18 protein-coding genes are annotated in these 17045 nt (G+C 67.7%); 12 read left to right on the top strand and 6 right to left on the bottom strand.

What is annotated here, in order from left to right; all coding sequences use genetic code 11:
• Positions 1-45: 45 nt before the first annotated feature.
• Genes ABZS43_RS17570 through ABZS43_RS17580 form a run of 3 tightly spaced genes read right to left on the bottom strand, consistent with a single transcriptional unit; the run spans position 46 to position 2654 of the window.
• Positions 46-939, bottom strand: coding sequence for an alpha/beta fold hydrolase (locus tag ABZS43_RS17570; RefSeq protein WP_355036948.1), 894 nt, complete (start codon positions 937-939; stop codon positions 46-48).
• Complete coding sequence (locus ABZS43_RS17575; RefSeq protein ID WP_355036949.1) at positions 936-1460, bottom strand: YiiD C-terminal domain-containing protein; 525 nt, start codon at positions 1458-1460, stop codon at positions 936-938. The genes ABZS43_RS17570 and ABZS43_RS17575 overlap by 4 nt, the downstream gene beginning before the upstream one ends.
• Before the next feature lie 33 nt (positions 1461-1493).
• On the bottom strand, positions 1494-2654 hold the full coding sequence (locus ABZS43_RS17580) for an acyl-CoA dehydrogenase family protein (RefSeq protein WP_355036950.1): 1161 nt from the start codon (positions 2652-2654) through the stop codon (positions 1494-1496).
• 118 nt (positions 2655-2772) lie between these two features.
• Between ABZS43_RS17580 and ABZS43_RS17585 the strand changes: the two genes are divergently transcribed.
• From ABZS43_RS17585 to ABZS43_RS17640, 12 genes are all read left to right on the top strand, one after another.
• Positions 2773-3705 (top strand): PDR/VanB family oxidoreductase, encoded by a 933-nt coding sequence (locus tag ABZS43_RS17585; RefSeq protein ID WP_355036951.1) that lies wholly within the window; start codon positions 2773-2775, stop codon positions 3703-3705.
• Positions 3706-3732: 27 nt separating this feature from the next.
• On the top strand, positions 3733-4998 hold the full coding sequence (locus ABZS43_RS17590) for a cytochrome P450 (protein WP_355036952.1): 1266 nt from the start codon (positions 3733-3735) through the stop codon (positions 4996-4998).
• Between the two features lie 133 nt (positions 4999-5131).
• Positions 5132-6106: a fatty acid desaturase gene (locus ABZS43_RS17595; protein WP_355037106.1), complete on the top strand. Its 975-nt coding sequence runs from the start codon at positions 5132-5134 to the stop codon at positions 6104-6106.
• Positions 6107-6119: 13 nt separating this feature from the next.
• Positions 6120-6377: an acyl carrier protein gene (locus tag ABZS43_RS17600; protein ID WP_355036953.1), complete on the top strand. Its 258-nt coding sequence runs from the start codon at positions 6120-6122 to the stop codon at positions 6375-6377.
• A gap of 2 nt (positions 6378-6379) precedes the next feature.
• Entirely contained in the window at positions 6380-7279 is a 900-nt protein-coding gene (locus ABZS43_RS17605) for a class I SAM-dependent methyltransferase (RefSeq protein ID WP_355036954.1), read from the top strand.
• Positions 7276-8571: a cytochrome P450 gene (locus ABZS43_RS17610; protein WP_355036955.1), complete on the top strand. Its 1296-nt coding sequence runs from the start codon at positions 7276-7278 to the stop codon at positions 8569-8571. Before ABZS43_RS17605 ends, ABZS43_RS17610 begins: the two co-directional genes overlap by 4 nt.
• Before the next feature lie 8 nt (positions 8572-8579).
• Positions 8580-10298 (top strand): fatty acyl-AMP ligase, encoded by a 1719-nt coding sequence (locus ABZS43_RS17615; RefSeq protein ID WP_355036956.1) that lies wholly within the window; start codon positions 8580-8582, stop codon positions 10296-10298.
• Entirely contained in the window at positions 10298-10750 is a 453-nt protein-coding gene (locus ABZS43_RS17620) for a PaaI family thioesterase (RefSeq protein WP_355036957.1), read from the top strand. Before ABZS43_RS17615 ends, ABZS43_RS17620 begins: the two co-directional genes overlap by 1 nt.
• 14 nt (positions 10751-10764) lie before the next feature.
• Entirely contained in the window at positions 10765-11589 is an 825-nt protein-coding gene (locus tag ABZS43_RS17625; RefSeq protein ID WP_355036958.1) for an alpha/beta fold hydrolase, read from the top strand.
• Between the two features lie 155 nt (positions 11590-11744).
• Positions 11745-12827: an AMP-binding protein gene (locus ABZS43_RS17630; protein ID WP_355036959.1), complete on the top strand. Its 1083-nt coding sequence runs from the start codon at positions 11745-11747 to the stop codon at positions 12825-12827.
• Positions 12827-14218 (top strand): aldehyde dehydrogenase family protein, encoded by a 1392-nt coding sequence (locus ABZS43_RS17635; RefSeq protein WP_355036960.1) that lies wholly within the window; start codon positions 12827-12829, stop codon positions 14216-14218. Before ABZS43_RS17630 ends, ABZS43_RS17635 begins: the two co-directional genes overlap by 1 nt.
• A 132-nt stretch (positions 14219-14350) precedes the next feature.
• Entirely contained in the window at positions 14351-15310 is a 960-nt protein-coding gene (locus tag ABZS43_RS17640; RefSeq protein ID WP_355036961.1) for a hypothetical protein, read from the top strand.
• Positions 15311-15369: 59 nt separating this feature from the next.
• On the opposite strand, the gene ABZS43_RS17645 is transcribed toward ABZS43_RS17640, so the two are convergent.
• The 3 genes from ABZS43_RS17645 to ABZS43_RS17655 all read right to left on the bottom strand — a co-directional run bounded on the left by ABZS43_RS17645 (position 15370) and on the right by ABZS43_RS17655 (position 17032).
• Entirely contained in the window at positions 15370-15693 is a 324-nt protein-coding gene (locus ABZS43_RS17645) for a hypothetical protein (RefSeq protein WP_355036962.1), read from the bottom strand.
• Positions 15681-16178: a hypothetical protein gene (locus tag ABZS43_RS17650; protein WP_355036963.1), complete on the bottom strand. Its 498-nt coding sequence runs from the start codon at positions 16176-16178 to the stop codon at positions 15681-15683. The genes ABZS43_RS17645 and ABZS43_RS17650 overlap by 13 nt, the downstream gene beginning before the upstream one ends.
• Before the next feature lie 92 nt (positions 16179-16270).
• Complete coding sequence (locus ABZS43_RS17655) at positions 16271-17032, bottom strand: ABC transporter permease (RefSeq protein ID WP_355037107.1); 762 nt, start codon at positions 17030-17032, stop codon at positions 16271-16273.
• Positions 17033-17045 lie beyond the last annotated feature (13 nt).

Genomic DNA, 17045 nt, shown 5'->3' on the forward strand with positions numbered 1-17045 from the left:
GGAGGCGGTCGAGTATCTCGACCGCCTCCTTCGTTGTGCCTCGAACTATCCGGGTAGATCGCCCGCGGTGATCCACCCCGCGACGATCGGCGCGATCGTCGCCGAATCCTCCACCCACCGGAAATGGTCGCGATGGGCGACGTCGGAATTCTCGTCGATATGCCACCGCGAGACCCGAGCGGCGGGCATACGCGACACCAGGAAGTCGACATTCGATTTCGGACCGAGCACATCCTCGGACAGCGAGATCGGCAGCACCGGCAGCGTCATGCGCGACAGCAGCCTGTTGTAGCGGCGTTTGGTTCCTTTGGGACGGTAGTAGCTTGTCAGCGAATGCACCGACCAGTCGATCATGACCCCGCCCGGCATGGGCGCGGGGATCAGCACCCCGCCGGGCCAGTGCCCCTTCCACCGCGCGACCAGCCCGATCCACTGGATCTGGCTCAGCGCCTCGTACCAGCGGCGGGGTCCGAACGCCCACCAGAACACGGTGCCGGTGCCGATGGTGACGACGCCGGCGACCCGCTCGGGCTCGGCCGCCGCGAACAGCAGCGCCAACTGACCACCGAGGCTGTGCCCGAACAGGTGCAACGGTGCGAGGGGGAATCGTGTGCGCACCGCCGACACCAGGGCCGGCATATCGATTTCCAGCATTTCGCGATAGCCGAAATCGGTGTGCTCGCCGAGTGCGGGCACGGCCTCACCGTGTGCCCGCAGATCGCACGTCGCCACCGAAAGACCCTGCGCATTGAGCGCCTTGGCGAGGGCGAGATAGTTCCTTGCCTTCATCGCCATGGCGGGAATGATGAGCACCACCGGTGCGTCCGGCTTCGCCGCGGGCAGGAACCGGACGGTGAAGGTCACGCCGTCGGAGGTCGGCACCGCGACCGACTCCAGCGCGGCGAATTCGGATTTCGCCGTGCGGGCCCCCGAGGTCACCGGTCCGCCTCCGCGCCCGTCACGTCGCAGATGTAGTCGAAGGTGAATTTCGCGACGACGACATCGTTGTCATCGAGCAGCAGGGCCTTGCCCGCCAACTCGAACCGCCCGCCGGCGACCGCGCCGAGCACGTCGGCCACATCACGCTGGTCGACGGTGGCGACGGCGCGGATACGGCCCACCGCGGGTTTACGGTAGGAGGCCGTCCCGCCCCGCAAGACCAGCCGTTCGATGGTGAACAGCCGGGCGGCGGCCGCGCCGACGAAGGCCGCCGCGCCCGCGATATCGGCCGCGGTGAACAGCGCGCCCGCGTGCACCGTCCCCATGTGGTTGCGCACCGAGTCGTCGGCCGGGATCTCCACGACCGCGCGGTCCGCGCTGATCTCGGTGACGAGGGTGCCGACTCGCTGGGCGAAGGGCACCATCTCCTGCGATACCGCGTGCAGATAGTCGTAATCGATCGCGGCGTAGTCGAGTTCGGGGTAGGCCGCCGCGAATCCGGCGATTTCACGTGTGGTCATCGTCAATACCTTTTCTCGGTGGAGTGGTCGGCCTCAGCGCGTCGGCCGCAGGGCGCGGCGGGCGATCGACCACCGCAGAACTTCGGACGGTCCCTCGTAGATCCGGAAAGCGCGCGCCTCGACCAGGAAGCGGGCGACCAGATGGTCCTCGCAGACGCCGAGACCGCCGTGCAACTGGACGGCCCGGTCGAGCACGCGCCATACAGCCTCGGACACAAAGGTTTTCGCGATCGAGGTCTCGTGTTTGGCCAGCGAGGACGCCGGGCCCTGTTCATCGATGGTGGCGGCGGCCTGGCGGATCAGTCCGCGCGCCGCCGCGATATCGATTTCGTTGTCGGCGATCAGGCCCTGGGCGAGACCGTGTTCGGCAATGGGCGAGCCGAAGCCGGTCCGCCTGCCGATGTGGTCGATGGCGAGGTGATGTCCACGGACGGCGAGTCCGAGCCAATTCATGCAGAACACCAGGCGCGACGGGGCCAGCCGCACCTGAGCCAGGGCCAGACCCTGGCCGACCGCGCCGAGTACCGCCGAATCGGGAACTTCGCAGTCCACGAAGCGGACCTCGCAGTGACCGCCGGGTGCGCTGGAGTGGTCGAGCGTCGGCATACGCCTGCCGACCCGCAATCCGGGATTGTCCGCGTCGACAAGGAACATCGTCGGGCCGTCATTGGTCCGCGCGACGCAGATGGTGAAGGCGGCGCCCTGCGCGCCGGTGGTGAAATGCTTGGCCCCGTTGATGACCCAGCCGCTGTCGGTCTCCTCGGCGAAGGTTCTCAGCATGCTCGGATCCGAACCGGCGCCGGGCGCGGGTTCGGTCATGGCGATGGCCGAGCGCACCTCGCCCGACGCCAGCGGCGCGAGATAGCGCTGCTGCTGTTCGGGGTTCGCGACATGGGCCAGCAGGTGGATATTGCCGTCGTCGGGCGCCCACGCGTTCACCGCGAGCGGACCGATCAGGCTGGCCCCCGCCGCCTCGAGCACCTGGGCCTGGGCCCTGGTATCGAGACCGAGACCGCCGTATCGCGGATCGGACAGCGGGCCGAACACGCCCGCCTCCTTCGCCTTCTTCTGCAATTCCAGTCGCAGTGCGTCATCCATTACCCGGCCGTCGGCGACTACCTCTCGCTCGACCGGAAAGACGTGGTTACGGACGAATTCGGTGGTCTTCTCGACCAAGTGCGCCACTGAGGTCATGCGGCCAGTGTCGGTCGGCTCCGCGTCGGGCGCGCCGGACGATAGTCAACGTCGATTGCGCGAATCGACTGCGTGAACCAGGTGGCTGCCGCTTCCGGCGCTCGGCGACAGTGGCCGTATGACCGACTTGCCGGTACGGATCACCGCCCGTCGCGACGAGGCCACCGCGGTGTTCGCCCTCGAACTCGCCGCCGTCGACGGCGCCGAATTGCCGCCCTGGTCGCCGGGAGCCCATATCGATGTCGCGGTGGGGGCGGCGGGAGTGCGTCAGTACTCTCTGTGCGGGGACCCCGCCGACCGGCGGCGGTGGCGCATCGCGATCCTGCACGAACCGTCCGGGCGCGGCGGTTCGGATCTGCTCCATCGCACCGCGACCCCCGGTGTCGAATTGCGGGTGTCGTCGCCGCGCAATAATTTCGCGCTGGAACCGGACGAACGCTATCTGTTCATCGCGGGCGGAATCGGTATCACCCCGATTCTGCCGATGGCGGCGGCGGCCGAGACCGCGGGCGCGCACTGGGAGCTCTACTACGGGGCGAGGACGCGCGAGCACATGGCCTTCGCCGAGGACATCGCGCGAGACTTCCCGACAGCGAACCTGCTGCCACAGGACGTCCACGGACTCTTGCCGCTCGGCGCGATACTGGACGAGCGCGGCGATGCCACCGTGTACTGCTGCGGCCCCGAACCGCTGCTCAGCGCCGTGGAAACCGAAGCCGCGCGACGGGGCATCGCCGTGCGCACCGAGCGATTCGTGCCGCGCGCGGTCGACACCGCGTCCGATCGCCCATTCGACATCCGGCTCGCGCGCGACGGACGCACCCTGCGTGTCGGGACGCGCCAGAGCATCGTCGATGTCCTCGAAGCCGCGGGCGTCTCCGTCGTCACCTCCTGTCGCGAAGGCACCTGCGGTAGTTGCGAGACACCGGTGCTGGCGGGGGAGATCGAACACCGGGATTCGATATTGACCGCCGACGAGCGGTCGCGCGGAGAGACGATGATGTTGTGCGTGTCGCGCGCCGGGTCCGATCTGCTCGTGCTCGATCTCTGACCCGTACCCGATCCCGCCGGGGCCGTCGTGTCCGCCCCGGGACCGACCGACTACCGCAGGGAGAACGTCATGGTCGATATCGAGGCCGCCGACCGGATCGCCACACTCGATGACGATTTCTTCGCCGATCCGCACGCCCACTATCGGGTATGGCGCGAACAGGGGCCGGTGCACCGGGTCCGATTCCCCGACGGCGCGTCGCGCTGGGTGATCGTCGGTTACGCCGAAGCGCGAGCGGCCCTGGCGGATCCGCGTCTGCGCAAGAACGCGCTGCGGATCGAGGAGTTGCTGAGCGCGAAGCGGCGCACACCGCCGATGAGTCCGCAATGGCTCGCGCTGAACACCCATATGCTCAATACCGATCCGCCGGACCACCATCGGTTGCGCAAATTGGTGAACAAGGCCTTCACCGCGCGCAAGGTGGCCGAATTGCGCCCGCGCGTCGAACAGATCACCGCCGGTCTGCTCGATGAGATGTCCGCGCACGACGAGGTCGACCTCATGGCGGCGTTCGCGGTACCGCTGCCGGTGCGGGTGATCTGCGAACTGCTCGGCATCCCGTTCGCCGATCGCGACGACTTCCACGACTGGACCAAGGCGCTGGTGGGTGTTCTCGGCCGCGACGAGGAACGTGCCCGTGCCTCGGTCGCGATGGTCTCGTATCTGCGCGAACTGGTGCGTGCCAAACAGGACGACCCCGCCGAGGATCTGCTCTCGGCCCTCGTCCACGCCCGCGAGGACGACGACCGGCTCACCGAGGCCGAATTGGTATCCATGGCCTTCCTGCTGCTGGTCGCAGGCCACGAGACCACGGTCAATCTGATCGGCAACGGCGTGCATGCGTTGCTGCGCGACCGATCCCAGCTCGACGCACTGCGCGCCGATCCGTCGGCGGTACCCGCCGCGGTCGAGGAATTCCTGCGCTATGACGGCCCGGTGGATATGGCGACGGTGCGATACACCGAGGAATCGGTGCGCGTCGGGGATACCGATATCCCGGCGGGTGAACTCGTGTACGTCGCACTCGCCGCCGCGAACCGCGATGCCGATCGATTCCGCGATCCCGACGTGCTCGATATCGACGGTGACGCCGGCGGCCATCTCGCTTTCGGGCACGGCATCCATTTCTGCGTCGGTGCGCCGCTGGCGAGGATGGAAGCATCGATCGCGTTCACCGCGCTGCTGCGACGGTTTCCGGATCTCGCGCTCGCGTCGGGCGCGTTCCCGGCGCGCTGGCAGGTGAGCACATTGATCCGCGGCCTGCACGAACTCCCCGTGCGATTGCGCCGATGAACTGTCGATCCATCGTTGTCATCGCGTATTTCGATCCCGCGATCAGGAATACGATCGTTCGCCGGTGAGTTCCATCGCCGCTGTTACGGTCGGAAGATCAAGCCGAACAAATCGATGAAGGCGAAGTCGAGTGATGGCCGAAGATGCCGTGCTACCCGAGAATTCGATACCGCGACGGAAAACGATCAGCAGCCCGTATATTCACCGACTCCAGCGTCGGCATTTCCTCCTGTTCGACGTCGCGCCGATCCTCGGCACCGTCGTCGCATTCGGATTCCTGCTCGTTCGCCCATTCGGTGTCATGGAATTCGCGCTGCTGTTCTCGATGTGGCTGATCACCGGTCTCGGTGTGACCGTCGGATACCACCGCCTGTTCACCCATCGCACGTTCAAGACCGAACCGTGGGTCGCGTCGGTACTCGCCGTGCTCGGCTCGATGGCCGCCCAGGGCGGTGTCGTGTCCTGGGTCGCGCTGCACCGGCGTCATCACGAGAACAGTGACCGCGAAGGCGATCCGCATTCACCGAATCTGTCCGGCGCGGGCGTCCTCGGCGCGCTGCGCGGCCTGGCGCATTCGCATTTCCTCTGGATGCGCCGCCACGAGTACCCGAATGTCGTGCACTACGCGCCCGACCTCATCAAGGATCGCGCCCTCATGCGGATCGCCCGGCTGTACTACTACTGGGTGGGGCTCGGGCTGCTGATTCCCGCGGTGATCGGCTGGCTCGTCTCGCTGAGCTGGACCGGTGCGGTGAGCGGTCTGCTGTGGGGCGGTTTCGTGCGGATCTTCGTTCTCGAACATATCGTGTGGGCGATCAATTCCTTCCTGCACATGTTCGGCACCCGCCCGTACGAGTCGCGGGAGAACAGTCACAACGGCGGCGTCTTCGCGCTGGCGACGCTGGGCGAATCGTGGCACAACAATCACCACGCGTTCCCGGAATCCCCATCGTTCGGTTTGCAGTGGTACCGGCTCGACCCCGGCTTCTGGCTGATCACGGTGCTCGAGTCCTGCGGCCTGGCCTGGGAGCTGAAGCGGCCGTCCCAGGCGCGCATGGCCGCCAAACGTATTTCCGGTACATCCGATTCAGTCCGTCACGCAGCGTAAAGGAACAGTCATCGTGGATACGAGCCGAGAAGCGATCGTCCGGTGGTGCCAGGAATACCTCGGGAACCTCCTCGAGATTCCCGCCGCCGCGGTGGATCCGGCGGTGGACTTCGACAGGCTCGGCATCGACTCCGCCCTCGCCGTCTCACTGCTGATCGAGGTCGAAGAGCGCTACGGAGTCGATCTGGCGCCCGAGGACCTGTTCGAGAACCCCAACCTCGACGCGGTCGCCGCCTATCTGCACGCGCGCACCACGCCGACCGTGGCCTGATCATGGCGGCGATCGACGCCGATCGGACCGAGACGGCCGCTGCCGCGATCAGGCACCACTACGACGCGGGCAACGATTTCTACCGACTCTGGCTCGACCCGTCCCTGACCTATTCGTGTGCGCTGCGTGAAAATGCCGACGACACACTGGAAATGGCCCAGGAACGCAAACTGCGTCACCACTTGGACGCGATCGACGCCGAGAATGCCACGGCGGTACTCGATATCGGCTGCGGATGGGGCGCGATACTGGAGCGCCTCGCGGTGCGGCACGGGGTCGCGCGGTCGGTCGGACTGACCCTCAGCGAACGCCAGGCCGAGTATGTGCGCTCGCGCGCCTATCCGGGTGTGGAAGTGCGCGTGCGGGATTGGCTCGATTACGAGCCCGATACCCGCTTCGACGGCATCGTCTCGATCGGCGCCTTCGAACATTTCGCCAGGCCGGACGATTCGCCGACCGAGAAGATCGGCGTCTACCGTGAGTTCTTCACCCGCTGCCGAGAGTGGACGCGACCGGGAGGCGTGCTGTCGCTGCAGACCATCGCCTACGCGAACATGGAACGCGACCGCGCCAGTCTGTTCATGCAGCGTGAGATCTTCCCCGACGCCGACCTGCCGACCCTGGCCGAGATCACCGCGGCGGCCGAAGGCGTTTTCGAGGTGCGCTCGATCACCAACGGCCGCCTCGACTACGCGTGGACCTGCGCCGAGTGGGCGCGCAGGCTGCGCGCCCACCGTGGCGAGGCCACCGAAATTGTCGGTGCGGAAACGGTCGCCAGGTACGAGCGCTACCTGAAACTGTCGGCACTCGGGTTCCGCATGGGCAAGATCGGCCTGCTGCGCCTCGTGCTCGCGCCCTACGGCACCGGATTCTTCGGCACCGGTGACGGGCGTACGCGATGACCGTTCCCGCCAACGATCGGGTCCGGCCGCGCGTGCGGTTCAATCCGTTCGGCGCGGAGTTCCGCCGCGATCCCTACCCGCTGTACCAGCGGCTGCGCGAAAGCGAGCCGGTGCACAGAACGCTGGGCATGTGGGTGCTCACCCGGCACGCGGATATCCGCGCCGTACTCCAGGACCGCTCGTTCAGCGCCGGGCTCATCCCGCGACTTGTCGCCGAACAGGCCGAGCGGCTCGGCCGCCGCGATACCGCGCGTATCGCGCGTCTTGGGCGAAAATCATTGGTGTTCACCGACAATCCCGATCACGCGAGGTTGCGCGGACTGGTGAACCGGGTGTTCACCGCGCAGGCCGTGGCCGAATTGCGTCCACTGATCTCCGGGGTCGTGGCGGATGTGTGGCACGCCGCGACACCTGCGGACGAATTCGACGTGATCGCGGATTTCGCCGCGCCGATCCCGGTGCGTGTGTTGTCCGAATGGATGGCATTACCGGCCGACCTGCGCGGACAGGTCGGCTTGTGGACCCACGACATCCGGTTCCTGCTCGAGCCGGGGATGATGAAGGCGGCGGATTTCGACCGCGTGCACGAGGTGGTCGAGCGGTTCGCCGAGGCGCTGGGGGACGTGCTCGCCGAACGCCGTTCCCGCCCCGGCCCCGATCTGATCAGCCGTTTGCTCGCGGCCCGCACCTCGGGTGGTGACGCGCTGAGCGAGGAGGAGTTGATCTTCGTCTGCATCATGTGCTTCGTCGCGGGCAACGAGACCACGACATCATTGATCGGCAATGGCGTGCTGGCCCTGCTGCGACACCCGGACCAGGCCGCGCTGCTGCGCCGCGATCCCACCCGGGCCGGGGCCGCGGTGCGGGAGACGTTGCGCTACGACCCTCCGCTGCAGCTGACCAAACGGCTGGCCACCCGCGACATCGAGATCGGCGGCACACCGATAGCGGCGGGCGATCAACTGCTGCTCTGCCTCGGCGCGGCCAACCGTGACCCGTCGGTCTTCGACCGGCCGGACGCATTCGATCCGACCCGATCCGGTGCGGATCACCTCGCCTTCGGACACGGGATGCACGGATGCCTTGGTGGGATATTGGCCCGAGCGCAGGCGGAGATCGCGTTCGAGCACCTGTTCCGGCACGCGCCGGACCTCGCATTGCGTGGCGACGAATTCCACTGGCAGGAACACAGTTTCATCGTCCGCGGGTTGTCGCGTCTGCCGGTCGGTGTGGTGGGCGCGCGGGTGGCGGACACCCGGGCGCCCGGCGACAACGTGGCGGTGTCGCGATGAGGACCGATATGCGATTGCTTCCCGACATCCTCGAAGGTCGCGCCGCCGAGGAACCGGATCGCGCGGCTTACGTGTTCCTCGACGAAAGAGGCGAGGAGACAGCCACTCTGACCTATCGGCGACTACACGATCGGGCGCTCGCCGTGGCCGCCGCACTCGCCGAGCGGTGTGCGCCCGGCGACCGCGCGCTGCTGGTGTTCCCGCAATGCCTCGATTTCATCGTCGCGTATTTCGGCTGTCTGTACGCGGGTGTGATCGCGGTGCCGATCGATCCGCCGCGCCGCGGTACCGTGCGGGCCGCGACGCGTGCCATTGTGGCCGATTGCCGACCCGCCGCCGTGCTGACCCTGACGGCGTTCGCCGACCCGCTGCGGGCGGCGCTCACCGGCCTGTGCGCGGCGGACCACTGGCTCGCCGTCGACGATCTTCCCGCCGCGAACACCGGCATCCGCCGGGCCGCCGAACCGGATTCGATCGCATTCCTGCAGTACACGTCCGGATCGACATCGATCCCCAAAGGTGTCGTCGTCACGCACCGGAACCTGGTCGCGAACGAGGAGATGATCCGGCGGGCGTTCGGCCACGACCGGGATTCGACGGTGGTCGGCTGGGCCCCGTTCTTCCATGATCAGGGTCTGATCGGCAATGTGCTCCAGCCCCTCTATGTGGGCGCTACCAGTGTCCTCATGTCGCCGTCCACCTTCATTCGCAGGCCGCTGCTGTGGCTGACGGCGATATCCCGATACCGCGCGCATACCAGCGGCGGCCCGAATTTCGCCTTCGACGCCTGTGTCGCACGCGCCGCGAGCGCCGATCCGGGCGAATGGGACCTGGGCAGCTGGCGAGTGGCGTTCAACGGAGCCGAGCCGATCCGCTCCGAGACGCTGTCGGCGTTCGCGAAAACGTTCGCGCCGTACGGATTCGATGCCACGGCGCTCTACCCGTGCTATGGCCTGGCCGAAGCCACCCTACTGGTCGCGGCGAGCGCCAAGGGCCGCGGGCCGCGCACGGTGGACGCCGATGCCGAAGCACTCGCCGAGCTGCGCTACGTCGGTGCTACGCCGCAGCGATCCCGCACCCTCGTCGGCTCCGGAACTGTGCTCGCGGATGAAGACGTGCGCATCGTGGACCCCGACACCGGCCAGCCGTGCCCACCGGATCGGGTGGGGGAGATCTGGGTATCGGGAGACCATGTCGCACAGGGCTATTGGTGTCGGCCGGAGGCGACCGAACAGAGTTTCCACGCGCGCCTGGCGGGCGATCCGGCACGGACCTACCTGCGCACCGGCGACCTCGGTCTGCTCATCGACGGTGAACTGTACGTGGTGGGCCGCTCGAAGGACATGATCATCATCCGTGGCCGTAACTATTACCCGCACGATATCGAACACACCGTGCAGACCGCGCACACCACCTTGCGAATCGGCGGCTGTGCCGCTTTCGGGGTGCAGGGACGCAGTGGTACGAAATTGGTCGTGGTGCAGGAGATCCGGCGTGACGCGTCGGGCGAGGACGCCGACATCTCCGGCTCGATCCGGGCCGCGGTCCTGCGCGAGCACGATCTCGCCATCGGCGAATTGATCCTCACCGTCGCCGGTCAGGTGCAGAAGACCAGCAGCGGCAAGATCATGCGCAGCGCCGCTCGACACCGGTACGCGGAAGGCGAATTCGCGCGCTGGACGTCGGAAGTACACGAAGAATCGCCAGAACCGCGACCGAGGAGTTGATGAGTGTGCAGACGTGGGAAGCGTCGAATCCGGATTTCGAAGCGGCAGTGACGGGAGCGGTGCTCAGCATGCCCGCCGCCCGGCACCTGGGTTTCGAATTCGGTCGGATAGCGCCGGGCGAAGCCGAGATCATCCAGCCGCATCGCGCCGAACTCACCCAGCACGACGGATATTTCCAGGGTGGCGTCCTCGGCTCGCTGGCCGATTTCGCCGCCGGATCGGCGGCGGGAACACTGCTGCAACCCGGCTGGGTGAATATGACCATCGACTACACCGTGAAAATCCTCGCCCCCGCGAAAGGACCGACGGTCGCGGCGCGCGGCAGAGTGATCAAGCCCGGCGCGCTCATCACGATCGCGGCCGCGGAGGTGTTCTCGATCGAGGAGGACGGCGAATCCCTGTGCGCCACCGCGTTGGTGACCATGCGCAACGTCAAACTGTTCAACACCTGACCGAGGGCGGCATCGTGCCCATCGTCACCGTCGACGGCATACCGATCGCCTACTCCGATACAGGGGTTCCGGCAGGTCGGCCCGACGCGACCACCATCGTCTTCGGGCACGGACTGCTGTTCGGCGGCTGGATGTTCCGAGCCCAGATGACCGTCCTGCGCGGGCAGTACCGGTGTATCGCCCTCGACTGGCGAGGACAGGGCGACACTGCGCCGACCGCAGGGGGATACGACATGGACACCCTCACCCGCGACGCGATCGGAGTGATCCGTACGCTGGGGATCGCTCCGGTGCACTGGGTGGGGCTGTCCATGGGCGGGTTCGTCGGGCAGCGCATCGCCGCACGCCACGGTGAGCTGCTGCGCTCGCTGTCGCTGCTCGACACCAGTTGCGCCGCCGAGGATCCGGGCAAGATCGGTGAGTACAAGCGGCTGGCGCTGGCCTTCCGCCTGCTCGGCCCGGGACCGATACGCGGGAGCATCGCCTCGCATCTGTTCGGCCGCGCTTTCCTCGCGGACCCCGCCAACAAGCCGGTCATCGACGAGTGGGCGGCGCGCCTACGTCATGGCGATCGCGCGGCCGTGCGCAGGGCGGTCCTCGGCGTGGCCGAGCGCGCACCGATCGAACGCGAGATCATGGGCATCACCGTGCCGACCCAGGTCGTCGTCGGGGCGGACGACGTGGCGACGCCGCCCGCGCGGTCCGAACGTATCGCCGAACTGATCCCATCGGCCCGGCTGCATATTCTCCCGAACTGCGGTCACACCAGCAGTCTGGAACAGCCCGCGCGAATCACCGTGCTACTCCAGAATTTTCTGGAGTTCGTCGACAATTCGTGAAGCGTCCGGTACTGCTGTCCGGCCTACCAGGCCGATACCGCGCGGCACCTGGGCCCTGTCTTCTCTTATCGAGTAATTGATATCGCGACTCACAGGTTTACCGGGCCGTCCCGGTGCGCGATGGTGTGCGTGACGTACACGCAGCTGGAGGGCGCATGTGTTCTGCCATTCTCGACATCTCCACGGCCACGGTCGATCCGGACGAATACATCAGGGAACTGATGGCATGGCATTTCTCCCCGGAGACCGGTAGTCCGTATTGGCTGCGCCGGGCGCGCACCCTGGACTTCGACCCGGTATCCGATATCCGTACCTTCGACGATCTGACGCGATTCCCCAACGTGATCAACGAGTTCCGCGATGTCGCGGTCGGCGATCTGATTCCCCGCGGATTGCGGGGAGCCGACGCCGTGATCGCCGGAATATTCGAAAGCGGCGGGACGACCGGCGCGCCGAAGCGATTCGTGATGTTCGAACGGTGGATGGAATTCGCCCTCGGATGGGATGAATTCCACTACGCCGCACTCGGTGCCGTGAATACCCTGGCCATCGCGCCGAGCGGACCGCATATGTTCGGAGAGTTCGCCACCCGCCGCGCGCGCAGACACGACGGCGTCAAATTCACCATCGACCTCGACCCACGCTGGATCAAGCATTTGATCGCCCGTGGCGCCACCGAAGAGGCGGATCGCTACGCCGAACACCTCGTCGACCAGGCAGCCGATATCCTGCGTTCCCAGTCGGTCGGAATTCTCATCACCACCCCGCCACTGCTCGAACGGATTGCCAGGCGCGCCGAACTGGTCGACGCGATCCGCGAGCAGGTGAAGTTCATCTGCTGGAGCGGGGCGCATATGGATGCCGATTCCCGCGACATCTTCCGGCGCGAGATCTTCCCTGGCATTCCGCTCAAGGGTCTGTACGGCAGTACGACGATCCTCGGCATGTCGCGCGAGCGCCCGGAGGAGCGTCAGGACGAATTGGCGGTCTTCGACGCACCGAGTCCCTACATCGCCTTCCGCGTCGTCGATCCCGACACCGGAGACGATGTCGCCGTCGGCGAACGCGGGCAGGTGGTGATGAACCACCTCACCAAATACGCGCTGCTGCCCAACAATCTGGAGCGGGATATGGCGACCAAGGTCGAACCCCTGTCCGGCGCGCTCGGCTGCGCCGTCGCCGATGTCGGTCCGGTGCGGACCTTCGACGACCATTCCGTGATCGAGGGCGTGTACTGATGCTCATCCACATCGACGCGCTCGGCCCCTCCGGCCCCTACCGCGCCCGTGAACGCAAACCGCTGATCTCGCTCGCCGGGGCGCGGATCGGCGAAATCAGCCAGGTGCCCCCGCTGTACGTGCGGCGCACTCTCGCCGCGATGCGCGCGGCCCCGGTACTGCCCGCCGCCGATCGACTGTCGGCGCTCGATAAGGCCGCCGAAGCATTCCTGCACGGCACCGTCGCCGGCCTCGACCCGGACGGGTTCGCGGGGTTGGTCTCGACCGCCTCCGGTGTGCCACTCGCGGTGGTCCGGCAATCGGTGGAATGGGTGGCCGATGTACTGCGGTCGCAGCGGTTCACCCGCGAACTGGCGATGCCACGGGGAGCCGTGGACGAATGGCACGCACCGCAGACCCTCGACGGTGCGGCCGTCTGGACGCGCAAGGGCGACATATTCGCCGTGCACGCCGCGGGTAACACGCCCGCGGTGCACGGCCTGTGGCCCGAAGCGCTCGCCCTGGGATACAAAGTGGCGGTTCGTCCTTCGACGCGCGAGCCGTTCACGGCGTTCCGCTTGGTCAGCGCGCTGCGCGAGGCCGGATTCCCACCCGATGTCGTCACCCTGTTGCCGACCGATTACAGCGCGGCGGATGTGATCATCGCCGAATCCGATTTCGCGATCGTGTACGGCGGACAGGATGTCGTGGACAAATACGCGACCAATTCGCGAGTGCTGACGCAGGGGCCGGGTCGCTCGAAGATTCTGCTCACCGGTGAGGTGGACTGGCGAACGAAAATCGATCTGCTCGCGGCATCGGTGAGCCATCTCGGCGGCACCGCGTGCACCTGCGCCACCGCGATACTCGTCGAAGGCGATCCCGAACCCGTCGCGGAGGCGCTGGCGGAGCGGCTCCGGGCGATCCCGAGCCTGCCCGCGGACCATCCCGACGCGATTCTCACCGTCGGGCCGACCGAATCCGCGCGGGAAGTCGATCGATATCTGCACGCCGTCGCCGGTGACGCGCGCGCGATCCTCGGTGGTGACACCATCGTCGACGAATTGCCCGGCGGCGGAGCGGTATTGCGCCCGTCGGTCCATCTCGTCACCAGCAGCGCCGCGCCGCAGCTCGATATCGAGCTCGGATTCCCGTGCGTGTGGGTGGGTCCGTGGCGCGCCGAGGACGGTGTCGCGCCCCTGCGGAATTCGCTGGTGCTCACCGCGATGACGACACGTGCGGAGTTGATCGACGCGTTGCTGGACGAGCCGTCCATCACCAACCTGTATCTCGGCGACAATCCCACCACCTGGCTGCGCCCCGGTGTCCCGCACGACGGCTATCTCGGTGAACACCTCATGCGCACGAAGGGGATGATCCGTTCCGCGACGTCGGTGGCCACGGCGCGGTGATCGACACCGCTGGACAAGGCGGGATTCGGTCAGCCTCGAGGCGTCGGTAGTGTCGTCACCGCCTCCGGTGGTCGTGGCCACCGCCATCTGAATCACCGGGAACGACGCAATGCCTGAAGTACGGGAGTGATAATGGCCGGCACGCTGTCCGACGACGAACTGATCGACCGCTACGTCCACGGTGTGCTCGTGCACCTGCCCCGGTCCCGTCGCGACGCGGCGGCCGTCGAGTTGCGGGCCCGGGTCGCGGACGAGTCGTCCGGGCGCTCGACGCGCGAGGCGCTCACCGAGTTCGGCCCGCCGGAGGATCAGGCGCGCCGCTTCCGGGGAGCGCCGCGCCAGCTCATCGGCCCACGTCTGTACGACACCTATCTGCGGGTGCTGTGGCCCGCGATCCGCGCGGTGGCGCTCGTCGTGGGAGGGGTGAGCCTGCTGGCCGCCCTCGTCGACGACGACACGCCGCCGACGATCGGCGGAATGCTCGAGGAGGGCCTCACTTCGGCCTTCACCGGCGCGGTCTACACGGCCGTCTGGGTGACCGTGGTCTTCGCCGTCATAGAGCGCACAGCGCCGGGTGCGGTCTTGCGTGAATGGCGACCCGACGACCTGCCGCCGGTGCCGCGCGGGCACGAGATCCCACTCGGCGACGCGATCGCCGATCTGGTGTTCGCCGTCGCCGTGCTGGTCGGATCGCTGTGCTTCTTCCCGGCGCTGGCGCCGTCGTTCCTCGCCGAGACCGCCGAAGGTCTCGATCCCGGCGTTGTCGACCGGCTATTGCCCCTGGTGGTCGCCGTCGCCGTGCTGTGGGTGATCGTCGCCATCGCGCAACTGGTCGTGCGCGCCTGGACACTGCCGGTCACCGCGCTGTCGATCGCCGCGGATCTGTTCGCCGTCGTCACGGCCGCCGCGGTCTTGGTGCACCGCCCCTACTTCTCGGCGGAGTTCATCGCCGACCTGCAGGGCGGCAACGACGGCGATCTCGGCAGGGCGCTCGACATCGGGATCGGCGTCAGCGCCATCGCGGTGATACTCGTCTGCGCCGTCGGAATCGTCACCGCCGCGCGCAAATACCTCGCCCACCGCCGGGAATGAGGGGGTAGTCCGCGTCTACGCGCTCGAGCGGTCGATCCACGTGGCGGGAATTCCCTGCGTCACGGCGGGTCCGTCGGCCCGGCGCGGCGTGCGATCACGTCTTCCCTTGGCTCGTGGCGAGCGCGCAGCGCCGTCGCGGTCGCGGTCGCCGCGCAGACGGCCAGCCCTGCCAAGGTGCCCATGAACAGCGCTGAATCGAGGGTCGGCGTGTAAGCGTCGGCGAGGTTGATCATGGCGTGGGTCACGATCGCGGTGCCAACGGCGCCGCCGCTACCGTCGTAGACGGCGACCATGAACACCCGCGCTGCCACGGTGGTGACGAACCAGCCCGCCATCCACTCGAGTGAATGCCCCGCCTGGGCCAGGGGGATCAGATGCCACACCCCCAGAACACCCCGAGGACGGCGCCCGCGCCCACCACGCCGAATCGCTCGATCAGCGGATCGGCGGCATAGGCGGTCCAGCCCAGCTCCTCGCAGACGGCGGCGACCATGAACACCGCGAGCAGCGCCGGCGCCGCGATCAGCGGCAGCGGCAGGGCTGACGGCGCGCCGGTGCACATGATCGTGACAGCGAAGGCGGGCAGGCTCAGCACCGGGAACAGCCCTGCCGCCAACGCGTACCAGCGCCACCGGGCGGGTGGGCGATCCACCGCCCGCCGCAGCAGGGCGGTGACCGCCACCCGGCCGCCGTCGCGCCACGACAGGCCCGCGGCGACCAGCCCCGGCAGCACCAGCATCACCGCACTGGCAGGCAACCGCATCGCCCCGATGCCGATTCCGTCCCGCAGGGCGCCGAGAGCGAAGAGGGGAACAGACAGCCCCGCAACAAGACCGAGAAACCGTAGAGGTCGCGCACGCGTTCGCACTCTCGACACCTTAATCCGTGATCCGCCGACCTGGTTTCGAGCCGGTCTGTTTGGCGCGCGGTGGCCGTGGGGACCGGACCGGACCGGACGATTCAGCGCCGGTCGAGCAACTTCCTGGCGAGGCCGTCGAGGACGAAGCCGAGCGCGCCGATGACCACGATCACGGCCATCACCTGGTCGTAGGCCAGCTGATCGCGGGCGTTGAGAATCTGGTAGCCCAATCCCGAACGTACACCGAGCATTTCGGCGGGAACCAGGACCACCCAGGCGATGCCGAGGGCGATCCGCAGGCCCGCCTGCACGGGGCCGCGGACGGCGGGCAGCACCACGGTGGTGAGGCGCTCTCGCCACGTGGCGCCGAACGAACGAGCGACCAACAGCAGGCCGGGGTCGATGGCGCGCACTCCCGCGCCGGTGTTGAGCACGATGGGCCAGACCGCCGCGGCGGCGACGAGGAACACCACCGGCTGGTTGCCGATGCCGAAGACGGCCACCGCGATCGGCGCCCAGGAGAGCGGGGAGATCATGCGCAGGAACTGCACGACCGGGGCGAGGGCGTGGTCGGTGGCGGCGTGCAGGCCGAGCAGCAGGCCGAGGGGCACGCCGATGGTGACGGCGATGAGCAGGCCGAGCAGCAGCCGCCACAGGCTCACCCTGATATCCGACAGCAGCACGCCGCGGTCGTGGAGGGCGTGCAGCGCGTCCGGCACGTGCTGCGGGGCGAACTCGCGCAGCAGCGAGTCCTCGCCTGCGAGCACGCTGGTGATCAGCCACCAGATCGCGAGCGCGGCGGCGATGGCGAGGACGCGGGACAGCAGGGTGCGGCCGGTTCGCCGCGGCGCCGAGGGCGCGATGTCGGGGAGGGCG

The sequence above is a fragment of the Nocardia sp. NPDC005366 genome (assembly GCF_040606855.1).
Taxonomy (GTDB): domain Bacteria; phylum Actinomycetota; class Actinomycetes; order Mycobacteriales; family Mycobacteriaceae; genus Nocardia.